The sequence below is a fragment of the Kitasatospora sp. NPDC051984 genome (assembly GCF_044593455.1).
Lineage (GTDB): Bacteria > Actinomycetota > Actinomycetes > Streptomycetales > Streptomycetaceae > Kitasatospora.
Genome location: NZ_JBIUCB010000015.1, coordinates 56,941 through 76,325 on the forward strand (window position 1 = coordinate 56,941; position 19,385 = coordinate 76,325).

Genomic DNA, 19,385 nt, shown 5'->3' on the forward strand with positions numbered 1-19,385 from the left:
CCGTGCCGCCCGCTAGCGTGCGGCCATGACCCCCCACCAGCTGGTTCTGCGCCTCGCGGCTCCCGACGACGCGGACCGCCGGGCCGCCGAGGACGCGTTGGCCGCGCTCGGCCCGGCTGCTCTGCCGGCGTTGATGGAGCACCTGGGCGACGCTGCTTCGCCGGTGAGCGAGGCCGCGCTGCTGGGTGTCCTTCGCCGCATGGGCCCCTCGGCGTTTCCGCTGGTGCTGAACGTTCTGCGGAGCGTGGCTGCGGGGCAGACGTACTGGCGGGCGCTCCGGGTGTTCACCGGTCTCGGGGCAGTGGCGCTGGACGGTTACAACGGTGCGCTGACGCATGAGGACCCGGTGGTGCGTCGCGCGGCGGTCATGGCCATCGGCGAGTGCGGGGACGACGGACTGCGGTTCGCCGAGCGGGTGGTCCCGTTGCTGGGCGACCCGGACGCGGAGGTGCGGCGGGCGGCCCTGCGGTCGTTCGCGTGGTGGGGTGACGCTGTGGTGCCCCTGCTGCAGGCGGTGCGTCGCGGTGGCCCCGGCGCCGCGCGGGCGGGCGCGCTGGAGGCGCTGGCGGAGATCGGCGGGGAGGCGGTGCTGAGCGCGCGCGACCTGGCGGCGCTGGAGCGGTTGGTGCGGATCAAGCTGCCCGACGACGTACCCACTCCCATCTCTTGCTGCTTCCTCTCGTGGATTGCGGTGAGTACGGGTGACCAGGCGGGGGTGATCGAGTTGCTCGGCCTCTCGTCGCCGCGTCCGGTGCCGTTCGCCACCGGTGTGGACGTTGCCGACTGCGACAGTCACGCCGGCCTGGACGAGAACCCGCTCGATCAGTACCGCCGCGTGTTCGTCACCCCTGAGCTCGCCGGTTGGACTCTGGTGGTCGGGTCATGGTGCGACCCGAGCTCCGCCGAGCGCGAGGACGAGGTCCTGGAGGTGTGTGCGCAGCTGAGTGCCAAGTACGGGAGAGCCCAGGCCTATTGGCACAGTTACCAGGGCGACGGCTCGGCGGTTCTGGTCGCCGAGCAGGGCACGATCGTGCGGCGCTTCGCCTACATACCCGGCGAGGACGCGCAGGACCTGGAACTGGGGGCGCCGCTTGCCTACGAGCAGCAGCGTCGAACCGCTGTTGGCCTGCCCGCGCTGGCAGGCGGCCACGTGAACATCGAGGAGGAGGGCGACGAATGGGTATGGGAACTGCTCGAGTTGGCGCCCGGCCTGGCCGCTGAACTGAGCCTGGACCCCCGGTCGGTCGACGCGAGCACACCGGCTCGGGGCACCGGCGTCCTCGCTCTCACCGAGTACGGTCGCAGGCTTGGCGCTCCGACTGGGGCGCTCACGCTCTGATTGAAGGGCGTCGGGTGCGTTCGGGTAGCGTGGGCCGGTATGCGAACTGAACTGGTGGGGACGGCATTTCGGGCCGAGGCCGGGGCGCTCGGGGCAGCGATGGCCGGGCTGGAGGACGCGGACTGGGCGCGGGCCACGCGGTGCGAGCCGTGGACGGTGGTCGAGCTGCTGGCGCACGTCCGGGTCGCGATCGGGCGGGTGGAGGCGATGGTGGCGGCGCCCGAACCGGAGCGGGCCGAGGTGACGGCGGTGGGCTACTACCGTCCCGACGAGCGCTTCGACGCGGCCACCAACAGCGCCCGGATCGCGCTCGCCCGCGACACGGCCGACGGCACCGAGCCGGTCGGCGAGTTCGAACGGACCTGGCGGGGCGTGGCGGACCGGTTCGAGGCCGAATCCGCGACGCGAGTGGTACGGACCCGGCACGGTGACCCGATGCTGCTCACCGAGTTCATGATCACCCGAGTGGTCGAACTCGCCGTCCACGGCCTCGACCTGGCCGACGCGCTCGACCGCCCGGCCTGGCTGACGAACCAGGCCTCGGACGTCCTGGAAGACCTACTGCTCACGGACGCCGACGGTCCGTCCGTCCGCAAGGCGCTCGGCTGGGACCGGGCAACACTGCTGCGCAAGGCCACCGGCCGTGCCGAGCTGGACGCCGCCGAGCAGGCCGAGGTGAAGCGCGCCGGGATCACCTGGCTGACGCTCGGCTGAGAGCGAGCAGTTGGGCACGGCCTCCCGGGCGGCGGTGGTCCGGGAGGCCGTGTCGCGGTGGTCGGTACGCCCCGAGGGCCTCCTCGTGCGGCCACTGGACGGCGGGCAGGACGGACTGGCGCACGGCCCACAGGGCCTTTGGGGGCCGCGAGGTCGGTCGCGCGACAGGTCGGCGGTCAGGGCCTGCCAGGCCCCGATGCGTGGCATCCGCTAAAAGTCCATGCGGTGATCGTGATCGACGCCACGCCCCGACGGCAACTCAATTTCCGTTGGCCGCACGATCGTTCGGGCAGTGAGAAATATGCTGAGCGGATGATCGACTCGAACAGCAAGCCTGTCGAACTGGTGATCTTCGACTGCGACGGCGTCCTGGTGGACAGCGAGCGGATCGCGGTACGCGTTCAGCAGGAGGTCGGTGCGCAGCTCGGCTGGCCGCTCACCGAGGCCGAGGTGGTGCGGCACTTCATCGGACGCTCGCACGCCGCCGGCTGGCAGGTGGTCGCCGAGCGCCTCGGCAAGACCGTCGCCGCCGAGTGGGAGCAGCGCTTCGAACAGCGGCACCGCGAGCTGGTGGACACCGAACTGGAGCCGGTGGACGGCATCGTGGAGGCACTCGCCGCGCTCGGCCTGCCGTCCTGCGTCGCCTCCAGCGGGACGCACGACAAGATGCGGCGCACCCTCGGCCGGACCGGCCTGTACGAGCACTTCGAGGGACGGATCTTCAGCGCCACCGAGGTGGAACGCGGAAAGCCCGCCCCCGACCTGTTCCTGCACGCCGCGCAGCGGATGGGCTTCGCCCCGGAGGTGTGCGCCGTGGTCGAGGACAGCGGCCCCGGCACCCGGGCCGCCCGCGCCGCCGGCATGCGCTGCTTCGGCTACACCGGCGGACCCACCGGCGCGGACGCGCTCACCGGCCCGGGCACCGTACTCTTCTCCGACATGCGGCAGCTGCCCGCACTGCTGCGCGCCACCACCGGCTGACACCCTGCACCTGTCCGCACCGCTGCGCGTCACCACCGGCTGACACCCCGTCCGCACCACCGAAGGGAATCCCCATGGCGCAGGTCGAACTTCCCCCCGGCCACACCGCACGGCCGATCGACCCGGCCACCGACCTCCCCGCCGTCCAGGACCTCGTCCACACCTGCGAACGCGCCCTCGACGGCACGGCCACCACCGACGCCGGCGCGCTCGCCGCCGTGTTCGCCCGCCCCGGACTCGACCCGGCCACCGACACCCTGCTGGTGCACGCCCCCGACGGGCGACTCGCCGGCTGGGCCTGGACGGACCGGCTCACCGACGCCGACGTGCACCCCGACCACCGCGGCCGCGGCATCGGCACCGCACTGCTGCGCTGGATCGAACAGCGGGCCCGCGAAGCCGGCACGGCCGAACTCGCCCATGTCGTCCCCGACCGCGACACGGCCGCCACCGCTCTGCTGCACGCCCACGGCTTCCACCCCGCCGCCACCAGCTGGCTGCTCGCCATCGACCTCGACGACCTGCCCGAGCAGCTGCCGCCCGCACTCGAGGGCATCACCGTCCGCCCCTTCCGGGCCGGCGATCCGGCGGACGAGCAGGCCACGCACCGGCTCATCGAGGACGCCTTCGACGAATGGCAGCAGCGCCGCAAGGACTTCGACGAATGGGCCGCCCACACCGTGCGCCGCCCCAGCTTCGCCGCCGACCGCTCCCCGCTCGCCTTCGCCGCCAACGGCCAGTTGGTCGGCGCCGCCCTCGCCCTCGACCTGCCCGACACCGGCGAGGGCTACGTGGAGAACGTCGCCGTCCACGGCGGCCACCGCCACCGCGGCATCGCCCGCCACCTGCTGCGCCACACCTTCCACGCCTGCCGCGCCGCCGGCCTGCGCAGCTGCACCCTGTGGACGCACTCCGGGACCGGCGCGCTCGACCTCTACCTGAAGGCCGGCATGACGGTCCGGCACAGTTCCACGGTGCTGAAGAAGACCCTTCAGTAGTCCAGCAGAGCCAGCAGGCGGGCGGCCTGCCGTTCGGTGGTGCCCGGCGGGTTGCGGGCCGCCGTCGCCGGGTCGGTGGCCAGGAACACCAGCCACAGCAGGGCGAACAGGCGCCGGCACTCCAGCAGCCGGGCCTGCTCGGCGGGAGAGAGCGTGAACCGGCCGAGGAACGCCGCCGCGTCCAGGTCGGTGTCCACCCACGCCGAGAGGTGCTCGACCAACTCGGCGAGCTCGTACGGGCGGTCGCTGCGCCCCGAGTCCTCGAAGTCGACCAGCCGGACGTCGGCGCCGTCCCAGAGGAAGTTGGCCAGGTTCCCGTCCGCCTGCCCGAGCACCGGCGCCCACGGTGCTGACAACGAGGCCTCTGCGCCCGCCAGCCAGCGCAGCCCGGCCACCAGCGCCGGCAGCGCCGGCAGCGCCGGCAGCGAGGGCAGCGAGGGCAGCGCCGCGCGGCGGCGGATCGCGGCCACCGAGTCGCCGACGTACCAGCGGCGCTCCGGGAGCGCGGCCAGCTCCTCGGGCGGGACGGCGTGCAGCAGACGGTCGGTGGCGCGGGCCAGGGCGTCCAGGTGCGCGGGCGTCAACTCGGTGCCGCGCAACGGGAGTCCGGGCAGCCTGGACATGGTGACGGTGCGCCCGTCCAGCGACAGCGGGCGCGGCGCCAGGCCCGGCGCGTACCGGTCGAGCAGGGTGAGCGCCCGCCACTCGCGGTCCGGGTCGCCGTCCGCGTCCGGGCGGAAACGCTTGCGGACGGTGTCGGGGAGGAACTCGACACCGTGGGTGGTCCACGAGGTGGTCATGGCGTCAGCTTTCGGTACCGGTGGGAAAGCGGCGTCGGGGGTCGGTGTGCGTCACTAGGCTAGGGGGAGCAGCACACGGACAACGAGGGGCGGCAACGACATGGTGGGGACCGAACTGGCCGAACTGGCGGCCTCCGGGGCGACGGCGCTGGTCGGCGCCGTGGCCACCGACCTGTGGGGGCAGGTGCGCGACCGGGTCGGCCGGCTGCTCACCCGCGGCCGGGAGAGCCGGGTGGAGGACGCCCGGATGGAACTCGCCTACGCCGAGGTCCTCGACGCCGAGGAGAACGGCCTGCCCGCGGTCCGCGAGAACGTCCGGCAGGACTGGGAACAGCGGCTGCTCACCGTCCTGCGCGAGGACCCGACCGCCGTCGCCGAACTCCGTGCCCTGCTCGACGAGATCGCCCCGCAGGGCGCCGGGCCGCGCATCGAGGTGACCACCATCCACAACGAGATCACCGCCGACGTGCACGGCATCGCCCTGCAGATCGGCCGGGTCGAGACCAGCAACGTGACGGTGCGGCAGCCGGGCGATCAGCAGTCCCGGTGACCTCGACGGCCGTCGCGGCAGGTGCTGTTGCGGGGGCTGCCGTACCGAGGCTGAACGTCACATCGAGCCACCGTCAGTGCCGGACCCCGCAGGATCACCGCGCCCGGGTGTCGAGTGCGGCCAGCAGTTCGGGCCCCGACCAGGACGGCGGGGTCGGCGCGGACTCGGCCTCCCGGACCAGCTCCAGCAGCCGCCGGTTCGCGGGCGCCGCCAGCCCGTGCCGGGCGGCGAGGGCCACCACCTCGCCCTGGAGTTCGTCGACCTCGGTACGGCGGCCACGCTGCAGGTCCTCCCACATCGAGGACCGGGCCTGCGCGTCCACCCGCAGACTCGCCGCCGCGAGCCGCCGGAACAGCCCGTCCGGCAGCCTCAGTACGGCGGGCATCCACGACGCCGGAACCGGACCGAGCCGGGCCGGCACCAGCCCCGCCGCCCGCAACGCCGCCAGACCCTCACGCTGACACCGCGCCAGCACCAACCGGTACGGCCTGCTGCCGAGTTGCTCGCGGAGCGGCCGCCCGGACAGCGCGTTCACCGCGTTGTTCAGGTTGAGCAGCAGCTTCGCCGCCTGCACCTGCGGCATGTCGCCACGCAACTCCACCGGCAGCCCGGCCGCCTCCGAGACGGCGGCGAACCGCTCTGCGGTGTCGGCGCGTTCGAGCATCAGGCGGCCGTCGGTGCCCTGGTGGAACGCGCCCGGCCCGGTGCGGACCACGTTGAACGGAACCATCCCGGCCAGCACCCGGCGCCCCGGAAGACCCTCGGCGAGCAGGCGGGCGTTGTGCAGCCCGTTCTGGAAACTGATCACGGTGCTCCGCTCGTCCAGGTGCGGGGCGAGCTCACGGGCGGCCTCGGCGGTGTCCGAAGACTTGACGGTCACCAGCACGTAGTCGGCCCCGGCAGCGGCCGAGGCATCCACCGCAGTGCCCGGCCGGGCCCGCAGCCGACGGTCGCCCGGCCCGGTCAACGTCAGCCCCACACGGTCGAGTTCGGCCATCGCCGCCGGACGCCCGATCAGCGTCACCTCGGCGACGGCCGACAGCGCCCCACCGAGACGGCAGCCGACGCTGCCCGCCCCGAACACGACGATCCGCAGCGGGGAAGCGGAACGGTCTTCGGACACGGGATCTCCTTCGTCGGACGGCAACGGCCCCGAGGTTACCGCCCGGTCGCCTCCCCGTCAGTGCAGGTGCCGCTGGGTAAAGTGCTGGCAGCCGGGGTTCTCACCGGGCGAAGATACAGCCATGCGTCATCCCAACACGGAGGTCATGACGATGGACCAGGGCCGCGGGCCGAAGACCGACCAGGACAGTGGCATCGAGGACGTGACGCTCCTCGTCCTGGAATGGCTGGGCGAGCAGGGCGTGAACGCGATGATCAGGGTGGACGCCGAGCGGGTGGCCGACAACGCACCGGCGTGGACGTTCGCCGCAAGCGGGGGTCCCCTGGAGCAGGGCATCCGGGCGGACGGGAGGACGGTGCAGCACTGCATGTCGGCGGCCCTGGCCCGGCTGCGCGAGGCCGGGCTGCCGGTTCCGTTCTGATCTCCTTGTCGAACGGATCGACGGTCCGTCAGTGCCCGGACGGGCCGTCGGGTTCGGTGTGGCGGGTGGCGAGGAGGGCGGCGAGGTCGTCGTCGGGTGGGCCGCCGGCGTAGTGGCGGAGGTCGCGGCGGAGGTTGTGGAGGACGGTGGGGGAGGGGTCGGTGGTCCAGCGGGCGAGGCGGTCGGGGAGGGGGTAGAACTCGCCGTGGCGGTCGCGGGTTTCGGAGACGCCGTCGGTGTAGAGGAGGACGCGGTCGCCGGGGCCGAAGGGGACGGTCGCGGAGCGGTAGTCGGAGGCGACCAGGGCGGACAGGTTGAGTGGCGGCAGGGGGACCTCGGGTTCGAGGAGGCGGACGCCGTGGGGCTGGATCAGGACGGGTGGCGGGTGGCCGCAGTTGAGGAGGCGGGCCTCGGGGCGGTCGTCGGGGATCTCCAACAGGACGGCGGTGGCGAAGCGTTCGGCGGCGTCGGGTGAGGATGCCCGCTCGGCGTAGCGGTGCAGGCCGGTCTCCAGGCGGCTGGCGAGGGCGGGGAGGTCCTTGGAGTCGTAGGCGGCTTCGCGGAACGAGCCGAGCAGCGCGGCCGCCATCTCGACGGCGGGGAGGCCCTTGCCCTGGACGTCGCCGAGGATGATCCGCACCCCGAAGGGGGTTCGTACGGCCTCGTAGAAGTCGCCGCCGATCTGGGCCTGTTCGGCGGCGGCCGCGTAGTAGAGGGCGAGGTCGACGCTGTTGATCCGGTCGGGCAGTGGACGCAGCACCACCTCCTGGGCGGTCTGCGCGACCGAGCGGACCATCGCCAGGTCCCGTTCGCGGTGCACCCGTTGGGCGGCGGTGTACGCGGCGGCCAGGGTGACGGTGATGGTCGCGGCGATCACCGAGGCGCCGGCCGCGCCGACACTGTGGTCGCGGATCAGGGCCAGCACCACTTCGGTGAGCACGGCGAGTCCGCCGATGGCGAGTGTCCCGGCGGGGCCCCAGCTGGCGGCGGCGAGCGCGGGGGCGGCCACCACGAAACGGTCGTAGCGCTGGCCGGCGGGGGTTTCGCTGTCGGCGGCCGCCGCGAGGGCGATCAGCAGGAACGGGGACAGGCGGGTGAGGGCGGTCAGGACCGGTCGCGGCCGCGAAGGATCCGACTTGTCGGTGATCGTGGGCATGGCCTGGTGAACGCTACCCGGGCGGCGCGCCCGGGTGTGGGAGGCGCGGGCGGGCGGCACCGGCCAAATGATCAACGCGGCGCGGAGCGAATGGGTAGCTCAACGGCCGCCGCCACGCCGGACCGTGGGCGGACCCGGTCGGATGATCGGCGCGGCGCGGAGCCGATGAGCGCCTCAATGTTCGCCGCCACCATGCCAGTCGGCCCCTCGGTGGTGCGCCGGGCCATGGGCGGCCACCTGGTCCGCGCCGATGATTCACGCCAAACGTGCTCGGCCACCCCCCACTCAAGGCAGATGAGCACACGGCGAGAGCGGAGCCCCCACATGGCAGGACACTTCGGCAAGGGACGGATCGGACACTGGGCAAAGGCGCTGCTCGCTGGAGCGGTACTGACCGTAGGTGTGCTGGCCGGCGCCCCGCAGGCCTCGGCGGCGGGGCTCGGCCAGGTCACCGGGTTCGGCAGCAACCCGGGGAACCTGGCGATGTACAGCTACGTCCCGAGCGGGCTGGCCACCGGCAAGCCGCTGGTGGTGGCGTTGCACGGCTGCACCCAGACCGCCAACGACTACTACGGCAACTCGGGTTGGGCGCAGCTCGCCGACCGCTGGGGCTTCGCGGTGGTGTTCCCGCAGACCAACTCGACCAACAACATGCTGTCCTGCTTCTCCTGGTTCGACAGCTCCAAGGACACCCGGGGCAAGGGCGAGGCGCTGTCGGTCAAGCAGATGGTGGACAAGGCGGTGGCGCTGTACGGCAGTGACCCGTCGCGGGTGTACGTGACGGGCCTGTCGGCGGGCGCGGGCATGGCGGCCGATCTGCTGGCCGACTACCCGGACGTGTTCGCGGGCGGTTCGATCGCCTCCGGTCTGCCCGCGCAGTGCGCGACGACGCAGTCCGCCGCGTCCGGCTGTCAGAACTCCAGCCAGAATCTGACGCCCGCCCAGTGGGGCGACAAGGTGCGGGCGTCGAACCCGGGTTGGGCCGGGCCGTGGCCGCGGGTGGCGATCTGGCACGGCAGTTCGGACACCACCGTGGCGCCGGTCAACGCCACCGAGCTGCGTGACCAGTGGACCAATGTGTGGGGCATCCCGCAGACCGCGTCCGCCACCCGGTCGCTGCCCGGCGGCACCACGTTGAGCGTGTACGACGACAGCGCCGGGAAGCCGGCGGTGCAGCTGTACAGCGTGTCGGGGATGGGCCACGGTCTGCCGGTCAGCCCGGGCAGCGGTACCGCCAACTGCGGCCAGGCCGGCGCCTACTTCCTGAACACCATCTGCTCGTCGTACTACACCGGTCTGTTCTGGGGTCTGGACGGCAGCGGCAACAACGGTCAGCTGCCCGCACCGGGCGGCCTGAGCGTCACCGGCACCACGGACACCACCGCCTCGCTGAGCTGGAACGCGGTACCGGGCGCGGCGTCCTACACCGTGTACCGGGGCGGCGCGCAGGTCGGCACCAGCGCCGGCACCACCTACACCGACACCGGGCTGACCGCGGGCACCGGGTACGCCTGGACGGTCGCGGCGGTGGACGCCAACGGGGCGGTGGGAGCGGCGAGTTCGGCCGTGACGGGGACCACCACCGGCAGTGTGTTCACGCCCAAGTGCTACACCGACAACAACTACAACCAGGTCTCGGCGGGCCGCGCCCACCAGAGCGGCGGGTACGCATATGCGAACGGCTCCAACCAGAACATGGGGCTGTGGAACCTGTTCGTGGTTCACACCTTGAAGGAGACCTCGGCCGGGTACTTCGTGCTCGCGGACTCCGGCTGCACCGCCTGAACCCGTCCGGACAAGCTCTGACCAGCGGTGATGTGGGCTCTGCCGGATTCGCCGGTGGGGCCCACCAGAGTGTCAGGGGGGCAACAAGACGTCTGACAGATTGAATGATTGTCCTACGTCAACGGGGCGGCCAGACTCGTGCACCTCAGACATCCGAGCCGACACCCGATTGCCAAGGTGAAAATGACCGCCATCCCCGTGGCCCCGCCGGAGACCCGGTGGGCAACGCCCAAGCGCGTGAGCCTGGTTCCCCTGGTCGCCCTGATCTTCTTCAGCGTCTCCGGCGGCGCCTACGGCATCGAGCCGCTGTTCTCGACGTCGGGGCCCGGCATGGGAATCCTGCTGATCCTGATCGCCCCGCTCATCTACAGCGTGCCGCACGCCCTGGTCTGCGCCGAACTCGGCACCGCCATCCCTGTCGAGGGCGGCTACTACCACTGGGTCAAGCGCGGCCTCGGCCGATTCTGGGCCTTCCAGCAGGGCGTGCTGGCCTGGGTGTGCAGCTTCGTCGACATGGCGCTCTACCCGGTCATGTTCACCTCGTACCTGTCCAGCCTGATCGGCGTCGTCGCCCCCGGTAAGCACGTGTTCTTCACCGTCCCGCTGATCGCCGGCCACAACCTCGACGTGGACCTGAACTGGGTGATCTGCTCCGGCGTCATCGTGATCTTTACACTGCTGAACCTGATGGGCGCGGGCTGGGTCGGCGACTCCTCGGTGCTGTTCGCGATCATCTGCCTCACCCCGATGCTGATCCTCACCGCGATCGGCGGCTACCACCTGCTGACCGAGGGCATCAACCCGGTCACCCCACTGACCGCCGAACAGGGCCAGTCCACCTGGAACGCCTTCGGCTCCGGCCTGTTCATCGTGATGTGGAACTACTCCGGCTGGGACTCGGTCTCCACCGTGGCCGGCGAGATGGAGAACCCGAAGAAGCACCTGCCCAAGGCGCTGTTCTGGGCCGTCCTGCTGATCGTCGTCGGCTACCTGCTGCCCTCGGTGGCCGCCCTCGCGGTCGGCGCGGACGGCGACAACGGCTGGACGAACTGGAAGGACGGCTCGTTCTCCGACATCGCCGGCCAACTGGCCGGCCCCTGGCTCCAGTACACCGTCACCATCGGCGGCCTGTTCGCCTCGGTCGCGATGTTCTCCGCGCTGCTCGCCTCCTACTCGCGCCTCCCGTCCGCCCTCTCGCAGGACGGCTACCTGCCCAGGTGGGTCTCCAAGGAGAGCAAGCGCTACAAGATGCCGATCGCGTCGATCATCGGATCGTCCGTCATCTACGCGCTGTTCTGCTTCTCCAGCTTCAGCAAGCTGGTGATCTTCGACGTCTTCCTCACCAACCTCGGCATCCTGCTGGAGGTCGCGGCCCTGATCGCGCTGCGGATCCGCGAGCCCGAGCTGGAGCGCCCCTACAAGATCCCCGGCGGCTGGTGGAGCGTCGGCCTGATCACCGTCTGCCTGACCTCGATCAGCGTCTGGGCCGCCATTGAGCAGTACAACGAGGAGGGCAGCAGGGCCGTCAAGCTCTGCCTGATCGTGGTCGGCATCTCGCTGGTGCTCTTCCCGCTGCTGTCGCTGCGCAAGGCCGCCAAGGAGTCCGCCGCGCTCGACCGGGCCGCCGCCGCGAACGGGTCGGTGCACGGCGACGCCTACGGGCTGTCAGGGTCGCAGTGGGACCCGGCACACAGTGACAAGGCCGCCACCGGCACCGGAACGGGTAGCGTCGAGGCATGATCAACAGCTTCGCCCTGCACGTCCCGGACGTTGAGCTGGAACCCGAGCCGCTCGATGCCGAGCAGATCGTCTCCGGCACCCCCGAGGTCACCGGCAAGGTGGTCTGGGAGTCCGCCGACGGCCGCCAGATCCGCGGGATCTGGCAGATCACGCCCGGCGTGGTCACCGACACCGAGGCCGACGAGATGTTCGTCGTCCTCAGCGGCCGGGCCACCGTCGCCTTCGAGGACGGCCCCGTCCTGGAGCTCGGCCCCGGGGACCTCGCGGTGCTGCGCGAAGGCGACCGCACCACCTGGACCGTCCACGAGACGCTCCGCAAGGTCTACACCATCAACCTCGGCCCGGAGGCGGCCGGGGACGAGGACCGATAACCGCCGCGAACGGCACAGCAGTCGGCCCGGCCGCCCCCACGGCCGGGCCGGCCACCCTCCCAAGGCAAGGAACCGAGAACATGGACCCCGTACACGCCCTGCGGGACGCCAAGCCCACCCCGTTCTGGCTGGAGGACCCCGGTCGTCCGCAGGCCAACTCGGCGCTCACCGGAGACGTCCGCTGCGACCTGCTGGTCGTCGGTGGCGGCTACAGCGGCCTGTGGACCGCGCTGATCGCCAAGGAACGCGACCCCGGCTGTGACGTGGTCCTGATCGAGGGCCAGGAGATCGCCTGGGCCGCCTCCGGCCGCAACGGCGGCTTCTGCGCCGCCAGCCTCACCCACGGCCTCGGCAACGGCCACGAGCGCTGGCCGGACGAACTCGCCGCCCTCGAACAGCTCGGCGCCCGCAACCTGCAGTCCATCGAGGACGCCATCACCACGTACGGCATCGACTGCGACTGGGAGCGTACCGGCGAACTCGACGTCGCCACCGAGCCGCACCAGGTCGAGGAACTCGCCGAGCTGTACGAACTCGCCAAGCAGTACGGCGACTACGAGCTGCTGGACGCCGACGCGATCCGCGCCCAGGTCAACTCGCCGACCTACCTCGGCGCGCTGTGGGACAAGGACGGCGTGGGCATGGTCCACCCCGCCAAGCTCGCCTGGGGCCTGAAGCAGGCCTGCGAGAGCCTCGGCGTCCGGATCTTCGAGCACACCAGGGCCACCGACATCGCCGAGTCCGGCTCCGGCATGGCCGTGCGCACCCCCTACGGCCGGGTGTTCGCCCGCCAGGTCGCGCTCGGCACCAACGTGTTCCCCTCGCTGATCAAGCGGATCCGCCCCTACACCGTGCCGGTGTACGACTACGCGCTGATGACCGAACCGCTCAGCGACGAGCAGCTCGCCTCGATCGGCTGGCAGGGCCGGCAGGGCATCGGCGACAGCGCCAACCAGTTCCACTACTACCGGCTGTCCGCCGACAACCGGATCCTGTGGGGCGGCTACGACGCCATCTACCACTACGGCGCCAAGGTCCGCAACGAGTACGACCACCGGCCGCAGACCTACCGGACCCTCGCCCGGCACTTCTTCGAGACCTTCCCGCAGCTCGAGGGGCTCCGGTTCACCAACGCCTGGGGCGGCGCGATCGACACCTGCACCCGGTTCTCCGCGTTCTTCGACACCGCCTACCACGGCAAGGTCGCGCTCGCCGCGGGCTACACCGGCCTCGGCGTCGGCGCGACCCGGTTCGGCGCCGAGGTGATGCTCGACCTGCTGGCCCGCAAGAACACCGAGCTCACCACGCTGGAGATGGTCCGCCGCAAGCCGCTGCCGTTCCCGCCCGAGCCCGTCCGCTGGGCCGGCATCGGCATCACCAAGTGGTCGCTGGACCGCGCCGACCGCAACGGCGGCCGCCGCAACCTGTGGCTGAAGACCATGGACACCCTGGGCCTCGGCTTCGACAGCTGACGCCTGTTCGTTCCGCCGGCCGCCCCTCGGAGGGACGGCCGGCGGTCGCTTGTCAGTCCGGGACGCTCTCGCCCGCCGCGTGGGCGGCCTCGCGCGCGGCCTGCTCGACCCGGGCGTGGTGGGCCGGCCACCAGTCGGGGGAGACGTCGGGGAGGACGGCGTCCCCCGGGCGCAGTCCCGTCGAGCCGTCGAGGAGTTCACGGACCACGTCGGCCTGGCCGGTGTGGCGCTGGGTCTCGGCGACCAGGTGGAGCAGGATCCGGCCGAGCGTGAGGTGGTGGCGCGGCGGCCAGGGGACCTGGCCGAGGGCGTCCAGCGGCAGGTCGTCGATGGTCGCGTCCGAATGCGCCCAGACCCGGCGGTACTCGGCGATCAGCTCCTCGCGGCTCTCGTCCGGGCGGGCCCACAGATCGTCGTTGGCGTCGGCGGCGCCCGCCACCCACAGGCCCGGCCCGCCGTCGAAGGGACGGCCGAAGGTCTCGCCGAAGTAGACCGCCTCCGCGCCCGTCAGATGCTTCACCACCCCGAGCAGGTTCGTGCCCGACGGCGTCACCGGGCGGCGCACGTCGTACTCCGACAGGCCCTCCAGCTTCCACAGCAGCGCGTCCCGGGCGTCCTGCAGGTACAGCTTCAGATCCCGCTTCACAGTGGCGAGCTGATCGGGGATGTTCGATTCGTCGGTGGTCGTCATGGCCGGAGTGTGGTCAAGGCCGGAATCGGATCGCAAAGGGTTTTCACACTCCGGTAACGTTCCCGGCATGGCCATTGATCAAGAACTCGTCGATGCCGCAATCGAATTGACCCGCCGCCGGTTCCCCGGACAGGAATGGGCCGGCGCCGCGGCGCTGCGGCTGGACGACGGCACCGTGCTGACCAGCACCGCGCCCGAGCCGCCGAACAACGCGGTGCGGCTGTGCCACGAGACCGGGGCGATCTGCGAGGCGTACAAGCGCGACCGCAAGGTGGTGGCCTCGGTGTGCGTCACCTTCGCCGACGACGGCAGCGGGTTCTGGGTGCTCGCCCCGTGCGGCGTCTGCCAGGAACGGCTGTTCGCGTACGGCCCCGACGTCGAGGTGGGCGTCCCCGTCCCCGAGGACCCGACGCGCTGGCGCACCCTGACGCTGCGCGACGTCCAACCCCACTGGTTCGCCCGGGTGTTCCCCGACGAGGTGTGGACCTACCAGGAGCAGTAGCCGTCCTCAGTCGGTGATGGCGAAGACGAGGAGGCCCTCCAACTCCTCGTCGATCACCTCGACGTGCTCGACCACCGCCCGGGACGGGCCGTGCCGCATCCAGCCCACCATCGTCTCCACCGGCGCCTCGTCGCCCTCGAACACGGCCTCCACCCGCCCGTCCGGCAGGTTGCGCACCCAGCCGGCGATGCCCAGCTGGGACGCCGCCTGCCGGCAGGAGTCGCGGAAGAACACGCCCTGCACCGTGCCCGAGACCAGCACCCGACGCCGGATCACCCGCACCCACCTCGCCCCGCTCGCCGCCGATACTGCCCGCAGGTATATCCCAGCCGGGGCGGCCCGCGGCGGCAGGCAGGGCCGGACCGGCCGTCAGTTGGTGGTGGCCGCCACCGGCCGCGGCGCGGCCGGGGCCGCGTCGTAGCCGTCGATGCTGCGGCTGAACGGGCGCCAGGCGAACAGCGTGAGCACCGCCATCACCGCCGCCGAGAACCAGAACGGCCCGGTCAGGCCGAACGCGCGGGCCAGCGGGCCGCCGAGCAGCGCGCCCAGCGCCGAACCGCCGACCGCCAGCGCCATGAAGACGCTCATCACCCGGCCGCGCAGCTCGTCCGGCACCGAGCGCTGCACCAGCGTCCGGTCCACGTTCATCCAGACCGCGCCGTGCACGCCGAACATCCACAGCACCGCGCCCGCCACCCACGCCGAACCCGCCAGCGCCAGACCGACATGCGTCAGCGTCTCCAGCACCAGGCCGGTGCGCAGCAGCACCGAGGACGAGAACCGGGCCTGAAGCCGCGGCGCCACCGCCGCCCCCAGCAGGCCGCCCACCGCCCCGACCGACATCAGCGCGCCGTAGCCGAACGGGGACAGCCCCAGGTGCTCACGGGCGTACAGCACCATGATCGAGAACCCGGCGATCAGCGTCACGTTCATCAGGCACAGCGCGAGCGTCAGCGTCCGCACCGCCGGATTCGCCCACAGCCAGCGCACCGCCTCGCCGAACTGACGGCGCACCGGCACCCGGGCGGCCGCCGGCGCCGACGGCTGCTTGCCCGGCACCAGCGGCAGCATCGAGATCAGCACGGCCGCGCCGGCGAAACTCAGCGCGTCGACCGTCATCGGCACACCGGCCGCCACCCCGAACAGCGCCGCGCCCAGCGGCGGGCCGCACAGCTTGTTGAGCACCGTATAGGCCCCGAACATCCGGGAGTTGGCGCGTGGCAGCTGCTCGGACGGGACGAGCGCGGGCAGCAGTACGGCGGACGCGTTGTCGCCCAGCGCCGCGCAGGCACCCAGCAGCAGACCCACCGCGTAGATCAGCGGCAGCGAGGCCACCCCCGCGAACACCGCGCCCGCCAGCACCGCCGTCAGCGCGGCCCGCGCCGCGTTCATCGCCACCGTCAGCCGCCGCCGGTCCACCCGGTCCACCAGCACGCCGCTCACCGGGGCCAGCAGCAGCCACGGCAGCTGCTGGACGAACACCGACAGGCCGACCAGCACCGGATCCCTGGTCAGCGACGTCACCAGCAGCGGGGCCGCCGCCGCGACGATTCCGTCCCCGAGCGTCGACACCGCCGACGCCGACCACAGCACCCCGAACGCCCGACCCAGCCCGCCGGCCCGCTTCATCCCGCTTCACCCCATGCCGCGTCCGATTTCCGGGAAACGTCCGACGCTAACGGCAGGGGCCGCCCGCGCGCACATGGTTTTCGGGCCGCGCGGGGACTACTGGCCGGTGCGGCCGTCGACGCGCTCGCGCAACAGGTCGGCGTGGCCGCAGTGGCGGGCGTACTCCTCGATGCGGTGCACCCACAGGGCGCGGACCGGGTCGTGGTCGCGGCCGATCCGGGCGCCCAAGTCCGGGAACTTCGCGAACTCGGCGTCGGTGTCGGCCTGTTCGCGCTCCAGGTCGGCGAACGCGCCGTCCACCACCGACCGCTCGGGCAGCGCACCCTCGAAGTCGCCGTCCGGATCGCCGTACAGCTTGGGCGCCGGCTCGCCCAGGGCGATCCAGTTGCGCCAGTCGCGCTCCACCTCGGCGAGATGCCGGATCAGACCCAGCAGCGACATGGTGGACGGCGGGACGGAGCGGTGGGCGAGCTGCTCCGGCGACAGGCCCTCGCACTTCATCCGAAGCGTCAGCCGGTAGTTCGTCAAGTAGTCCTGGAACGTGGCCAGTTCGCCGTCCGGCGCCGATCCGTTCGTGTTGCGCGGATCGTCGTCCGGGTCCACCCACATGTCGGGGTACACGCCCGCCTTCGTCCAGCGCTCGGGAAGTTGCTCGCTCATCGTCCGGATGATTCCGGCCCGCCCGGCCGGCGGCAAACGATTTTCCGAGGAAGCGTGCCCTTCGCCCGGTACGCGGACGGCGGGGGTGCTGCACGGGCGGGGCCCGGTAGGATCGGTTGGCGCTGACAACGTTGACATACCGTCGGTGCACCTACTGACCCCCTCGTTGTGGAGCACCCCCATGCCCCTGGCGCTCGTCGCCCTCGCCATCACCGCGTTCGCCATCGGCACCACCGAGTTCGCCGCCATGGGACTGCTCCCGCAGATCGCCCACAGCCTGGACGTCTCCATCCCGCAGGCCGGGTGGCTGATCTCGACGTACGCGGCCGGCGTGGTGATCGGCGCCCCGCTGCTCACCGCCCGCACCGCCGGACTGCCCCGCAAGGCCGTCCTGGTGGGCCTGGTCGCGCTGTTCACCGCGGGCAACCTGCTGTGCGCGCTCGCCCCGAACTTCGCCTTCCTCGCCGCCGCCCGGCTGATCACCGGCCTGCCGCACGGCGCGTTCTTCGGCGCGGGCGCCGTCGCCGCCGCCGAACTGGTCGCCCCGCACCTGCGGGCCCGCGCCATCTCGGTGATGTTCTCCGGCCTGACCGTCGCCAACATCGTCGGCGTCCCCGCCGCCACCCTGCTCGGCCAGCACCTCGGCTGGCGCGCCGCCATGCTCGTCGTGGTCGCCGTCGGCCTGCTCGGCACCGTCGCCATCGCCCGCCTCGTCCCGCAGCTGCCCGCCCACCCCGGCGCCGGACTGCGCAGCGAACTCTCCGCCTTCCGCAGCGGACAACTCTGGCTCGCCCTCGCCACCGTGGTCTTCGGCTGCGCCGGACTGTTCGCCTGCTACAGCTACATCACCCCCACCCTCACCGAGGTGGCCGGCTTCGCCGACTCCTCCGTCACCCTGATCCTCGCCCTGTTCGGCGTCGGCATGACCATCGGCAACGTCATCGGCGGCTACGCGGCCGACCGCGCGCTGCGCCCCGCCCTGTGCGGCGCGCTGCTCGCGATGTCCGGCGCGCTCGCGCTGTTCGCCGTCACCGCGCACGCCCGCTGGTCGGCCGCCCTGACGGTGGTGCTGATCGGCATGGCCGGGTTCGCGGTCGTCCCGACCGTGCAGACCCTGGTGATCGACAAGGCCCGCAAGGCGCCCACACTGGCCTCCGCGACCGTCCAGGGCGCGTTCAACGTGGCCAACGGGCAGGGCGCGTACTTCGGCGGACTCGCGCTCTCGGCCGGCCTCGGCTGGACGTCGCCGACGCTGGTCGGGGCCGGGCTGGCGATGATCGGCTTCCTGATCGCCGTCGGGTCGTGGATCGCCGACCGGCGGGCGCCGGTGGTGGTCGGCGACCAGCCGGTGGCGGCCGAGCAGGTGGGTGCGACGCTCTGACAGGGGGCCATCTGGGGCTGGCGGTACGATCACCGGATTTCCGCGCCGGCGGCGCGGAGGTGACCGTTCCGCGCACCTGAGGAGCCCCCGATGCCCAGCACCACCAGCGTCCGAGGCCGGGTCGGCGTCATGCTGCCCCGCGACCTGCCCGCCCGCGACCTGATCCCGTACGCGCGCCGGGCGGAGGAACTGGGCTTCGACGAACTGTGGGTGGTCGAGGACCTCGGCTGGCGGGGCGGCGTCGCCCAGGCCGCCACCGCGCTCGCCGTGACCGACCGGATCACCGTCGGCATCGGCATCATGCCCGCCGGCGCCCGCAACGTCTGCTTCGCCGCCATGGAACTCGCCACCCTCGCCCAGCTCCACCCCGGCAGGGTGACCGCCGGCATCGGCCACGGCATGCCCGGCTGGATGCGCGACGCCGGCGCCTGGCCCGCCAGCCCCCTCACCCTGCTCAAGGAGTACACGACCGCGCTGCGCACCCTGCTGCGCGGCGAGCCCGGCCCCGCAGGCGGACGCTACGTGCGCTGCGAGGGCGTCCAGTTGACAGAACTCCCGGACGTGGTGCCGCCCGTCGTCCTCGGTGTGCGCGGCCCCAAGTCGCAGGCCGCGGCGGGCGAAGTCGCCGACGGGCTGCTGCTGGCCGAACCCGCCACCCCCGCGTACATCGCGAGTTCACGCCTCCACCTCGGCCCCGAGGCCATCGTAGTCACCTACGACGCCGCCGCGGTCGACGACGACGAGCGCGCCGCGCTCGACCAGGTCCGGCCCGGCCTGGCCGCGATCGGCGAACCCGACTGGGCCGCCCACCTCGACCCCCTCCCGTTCGCCGCCGACCTCCGCACCCACCGCGCGGCCAGCCCCGACGGCGCCGAGTTCGCCCGCACCCTCCCCGCCGAGTGGGTCCGCACCCTCGCCATCGCGGGCACGCCCGCGCAGGCGCGTCAGGCCATCGCGGCCCGCCACGCGGCCGGCGCCACGACAGTCGTCCTCGCACCGGTCGGCGCCGACGCGTTGGCGTCCCTCGAGTCGCTGGCGCGGGTGCTGCCGGCTGCCGTGAGGGGATACTGAG

Annotated in this window: 20 protein-coding genes; 13 read left to right on the plus strand and 7 right to left on the minus strand. The window is 72.3% G+C overall.

What is annotated here, in order from left to right:
• Positions 1 to 25: 25 nt before the first annotated feature.
• The 4 genes from ACIHEI_RS26095 (at position 26) to ACIHEI_RS26110 (ending at position 4,032) form a co-directional block, all read left to right on the plus strand.
• A complete protein-coding gene (locus ACIHEI_RS26095; RefSeq protein ID WP_396608283.1) occupies positions 26 to 1,339 on the plus strand; it encodes a HEAT repeat domain-containing protein in 1,314 nt (437 codons plus the stop codon).
• 39 nt (positions 1,340 to 1,378) lie between these two features.
• Positions 1,379 to 2,053, plus strand: a complete 675-nt coding sequence (locus ACIHEI_RS26100) for a maleylpyruvate isomerase N-terminal domain-containing protein (RefSeq protein WP_396608284.1) — start codon at positions 1,379 to 1,381, stop codon at positions 2,051 to 2,053.
• A 312-nt stretch (positions 2,054 to 2,365) separates the two neighbouring features.
• The gene (locus ACIHEI_RS26105; protein WP_396608285.1) at positions 2,366 to 3,034 is read left to right on the plus strand and encodes an HAD family hydrolase; all 669 of its coding nucleotides are present in this window, start codon (positions 2,366 to 2,368) and stop codon (positions 3,032 to 3,034) included.
• Between the two features lie 74 nt (positions 3,035 to 3,108).
• Entirely contained in the window at positions 3,109 to 4,032 is a 924-nt protein-coding gene (locus ACIHEI_RS26110) for a GNAT family N-acetyltransferase (protein WP_396608286.1), read from the plus strand.
• On the opposite strand, the gene ACIHEI_RS26115 is transcribed toward ACIHEI_RS26110, so the two are convergent.
• Complete coding sequence (locus ACIHEI_RS26115; protein WP_396608287.1) at positions 4,026 to 4,832, minus strand: phosphotransferase family protein; 807 nt, start codon at positions 4,830 to 4,832, stop codon at positions 4,026 to 4,028. The genes ACIHEI_RS26110 and ACIHEI_RS26115 overlap by 7 nt on opposite strands.
• Positions 4,833 to 4,932: 100 nt before the next feature.
• Here ACIHEI_RS26115 and ACIHEI_RS26120 point away from each other — a divergent pair, with 100 nt between their 5' ends.
• Complete coding sequence (locus tag ACIHEI_RS26120; protein WP_392946296.1) at positions 4,933 to 5,382, plus strand: hypothetical protein; 450 nt, start codon at positions 4,933 to 4,935, stop codon at positions 5,380 to 5,382.
• Between the two features lie 94 nt (positions 5,383 to 5,476).
• Here the strand turns inward: ACIHEI_RS26120 and ACIHEI_RS26125 are convergent, their stop codons facing one another.
• The gene (locus ACIHEI_RS26125) at positions 5,477 to 6,505 is read right to left on the minus strand and encodes a 2-dehydropantoate 2-reductase (RefSeq protein ID WP_396608288.1); all 1,029 of its coding nucleotides are present in this window, start codon (positions 6,503 to 6,505) and stop codon (positions 5,477 to 5,479) included.
• A 121-nt stretch (positions 6,506 to 6,626) separates the two neighbouring features.
• Here ACIHEI_RS26125 and ACIHEI_RS26130 point away from each other — a divergent pair, with 121 nt between their 5' ends.
• Positions 6,627 to 6,926: a hypothetical protein gene (locus ACIHEI_RS26130; RefSeq protein WP_396608289.1), complete on the plus strand. Its 300-nt coding sequence runs from the start codon at positions 6,627 to 6,629 to the stop codon at positions 6,924 to 6,926.
• 28 nt (positions 6,927 to 6,954) lie between these two features.
• Here the strand turns inward: ACIHEI_RS26130 and ACIHEI_RS26135 are convergent, their stop codons facing one another.
• Complete coding sequence (locus tag ACIHEI_RS26135) at positions 6,955 to 8,082, minus strand: PP2C family protein-serine/threonine phosphatase (RefSeq protein ID WP_392946304.1); 1,128 nt, start codon at positions 8,080 to 8,082, stop codon at positions 6,955 to 6,957.
• A 324-nt stretch (positions 8,083 to 8,406) separates the two neighbouring features.
• Here ACIHEI_RS26135 and ACIHEI_RS26140 point away from each other — a divergent pair, with 324 nt between their 5' ends.
• From ACIHEI_RS26140 to ACIHEI_RS26155, 4 genes are all read left to right on the plus strand, one after another.
• The gene (locus tag ACIHEI_RS26140) at positions 8,407 to 9,867 is read left to right on the plus strand and encodes a PHB depolymerase family esterase (protein ID WP_396608290.1); all 1,461 of its coding nucleotides are present in this window, start codon (positions 8,407 to 8,409) and stop codon (positions 9,865 to 9,867) included.
• A gap of 237 nt (positions 9,868 to 10,104) precedes the next feature.
• Entirely contained in the window at positions 10,105 to 11,607 is a 1,503-nt protein-coding gene (locus ACIHEI_RS26145) for an APC family permease (protein ID WP_396608291.1), read from the plus strand.
• Positions 11,604 to 11,978, plus strand: a complete 375-nt coding sequence (locus tag ACIHEI_RS26150; protein WP_396608292.1) for a cupin domain-containing protein — start codon at positions 11,604 to 11,606, stop codon at positions 11,976 to 11,978. Before ACIHEI_RS26145 ends, ACIHEI_RS26150 begins: the two co-directional genes overlap by 4 nt.
• Before the next feature lie 80 nt (positions 11,979 to 12,058).
• Positions 12,059 to 13,450, plus strand: a complete 1,392-nt coding sequence (locus ACIHEI_RS26155; protein ID WP_396608293.1) for an NAD(P)/FAD-dependent oxidoreductase — start codon at positions 12,059 to 12,061, stop codon at positions 13,448 to 13,450.
• 52 nt (positions 13,451 to 13,502) lie between these two features.
• Here the strand turns inward: ACIHEI_RS26155 and ACIHEI_RS26160 are convergent, their stop codons facing one another.
• Entirely contained in the window at positions 13,503 to 14,141 is a 639-nt protein-coding gene (locus tag ACIHEI_RS26160; protein WP_396608294.1) for a DinB family protein, read from the minus strand.
• Positions 14,142 to 14,208: 67 nt separating this feature from the next.
• Here ACIHEI_RS26160 and ACIHEI_RS26165 point away from each other — a divergent pair, with 67 nt between their 5' ends.
• Complete coding sequence (locus tag ACIHEI_RS26165) at positions 14,209 to 14,643, plus strand: cytidine deaminase (protein WP_396608295.1); 435 nt, start codon at positions 14,209 to 14,211, stop codon at positions 14,641 to 14,643.
• A gap of 6 nt (positions 14,644 to 14,649) precedes the next feature.
• Here ACIHEI_RS26165 and ACIHEI_RS26170 read toward each other — a convergent pair whose 3' ends face one another.
• The 3 genes from ACIHEI_RS26170 to ACIHEI_RS26180 all read right to left on the minus strand — a co-directional run bounded on the left by ACIHEI_RS26170 (position 14,650) and on the right by ACIHEI_RS26180 (position 16,932).
• Complete coding sequence (locus ACIHEI_RS26170) at positions 14,650 to 14,919, minus strand: acylphosphatase (protein ID WP_392946318.1); 270 nt, start codon at positions 14,917 to 14,919, stop codon at positions 14,650 to 14,652.
• Between the two features lie 93 nt (positions 14,920 to 15,012).
• Positions 15,013 to 16,272, minus strand: coding sequence for an MFS transporter (locus tag ACIHEI_RS26175; RefSeq protein ID WP_396608296.1), 1,260 nt, complete (start codon positions 16,270 to 16,272; stop codon positions 15,013 to 15,015).
• Between the two features lie 96 nt (positions 16,273 to 16,368).
• On the minus strand, positions 16,369 to 16,932 hold the full coding sequence (locus tag ACIHEI_RS26180; RefSeq protein ID WP_396608297.1) for a DinB family protein: 564 nt from the start codon (positions 16,930 to 16,932) through the stop codon (positions 16,369 to 16,371).
• A gap of 181 nt (positions 16,933 to 17,113) precedes the next feature.
• Here ACIHEI_RS26180 and ACIHEI_RS26185 point away from each other — a divergent pair, with 181 nt between their 5' ends.
• Positions 17,114 to 18,313, plus strand: a complete 1,200-nt coding sequence (locus tag ACIHEI_RS26185; RefSeq protein WP_392946324.1) for an MFS transporter — start codon at positions 17,114 to 17,116, stop codon at positions 18,311 to 18,313.
• 90 nt (positions 18,314 to 18,403) lie between these two features.
• Positions 18,404 to 19,384 carry an LLM class flavin-dependent oxidoreductase gene (locus ACIHEI_RS26190; protein ID WP_396608298.1) on the plus strand — a complete coding sequence of 327 codons (981 nt, stop codon included), beginning with the start codon at positions 18,404 to 18,406 and terminating at the stop codon, positions 19,382 to 19,384.
• The last annotated feature ends 1 nt before the right edge of the window (position 19,385 follow it).

Coding starts and splice junctions, on each gene's coding strand:
- ACIHEI_RS26095 (WP_396608283.1), top strand. CDS start 26: ATGACCCCCCACCAGCTGGTTCTGCGCCTCGCGGCTCCCGACGACGCG.
- ACIHEI_RS26100 (WP_396608284.1), top strand. CDS start 1,379: ATGCGAACTGAACTGGTGGGGACGGCATTTCGGGCCGAGGCCGGGGCG.
- ACIHEI_RS26105 (WP_396608285.1), top strand. CDS start 2,366: ATGATCGACTCGAACAGCAAGCCTGTCGAACTGGTGATCTTCGACTGC.
- ACIHEI_RS26110 (WP_396608286.1), top strand. CDS start 3,109: ATGGCGCAGGTCGAACTTCCCCCCGGCCACACCGCACGGCCGATCGAC.
- ACIHEI_RS26115 (WP_396608287.1), bottom strand. CDS start 4,832: ATGACCACCTCGTGGACCACCCACGGTGTCGAGTTCCTCCCCGACACC.
- ACIHEI_RS26120 (WP_392946296.1), top strand. CDS start 4,933: ATGGTGGGGACCGAACTGGCCGAACTGGCGGCCTCCGGGGCGACGGCG.
- ACIHEI_RS26130 (WP_396608289.1), top strand. CDS start 6,627: ATGCGTCATCCCAACACGGAGGTCATGACGATGGACCAGGGCCGCGGG.
- ACIHEI_RS26135 (WP_392946304.1), bottom strand. CDS start 8,082: ATGCCCACGATCACCGACAAGTCGGATCCTTCGCGGCCGCGACCGGTC.
- ACIHEI_RS26140 (WP_396608290.1), top strand. CDS start 8,407: ATGGCAGGACACTTCGGCAAGGGACGGATCGGACACTGGGCAAAGGCG.
- ACIHEI_RS26150 (WP_396608292.1), top strand. CDS start 11,604: ATGATCAACAGCTTCGCCCTGCACGTCCCGGACGTTGAGCTGGAACCC.
- ACIHEI_RS26155 (WP_396608293.1), top strand. CDS start 12,059: ATGGACCCCGTACACGCCCTGCGGGACGCCAAGCCCACCCCGTTCTGG.
- ACIHEI_RS26160 (WP_396608294.1), bottom strand. CDS start 14,141: ATGACGACCACCGACGAATCGAACATCCCCGATCAGCTCGCCACTGTG.
- ACIHEI_RS26165 (WP_396608295.1), top strand. CDS start 14,209: ATGGCCATTGATCAAGAACTCGTCGATGCCGCAATCGAATTGACCCGC.
- ACIHEI_RS26175 (WP_396608296.1), bottom strand. CDS start 16,272: ATGAAGCGGGCCGGCGGGCTGGGTCGGGCGTTCGGGGTGCTGTGGTCG.
- ACIHEI_RS26180 (WP_396608297.1), bottom strand. CDS start 16,932: ATGAGCGAGCAACTTCCCGAGCGCTGGACGAAGGCGGGCGTGTACCCC.
- ACIHEI_RS26185 (WP_392946324.1), top strand. CDS start 17,114: ATGCCCCTGGCGCTCGTCGCCCTCGCCATCACCGCGTTCGCCATCGGC.
- ACIHEI_RS26190 (WP_396608298.1), top strand. CDS start 18,404: ATGCCCAGCACCACCAGCGTCCGAGGCCGGGTCGGCGTCATGCTGCCC.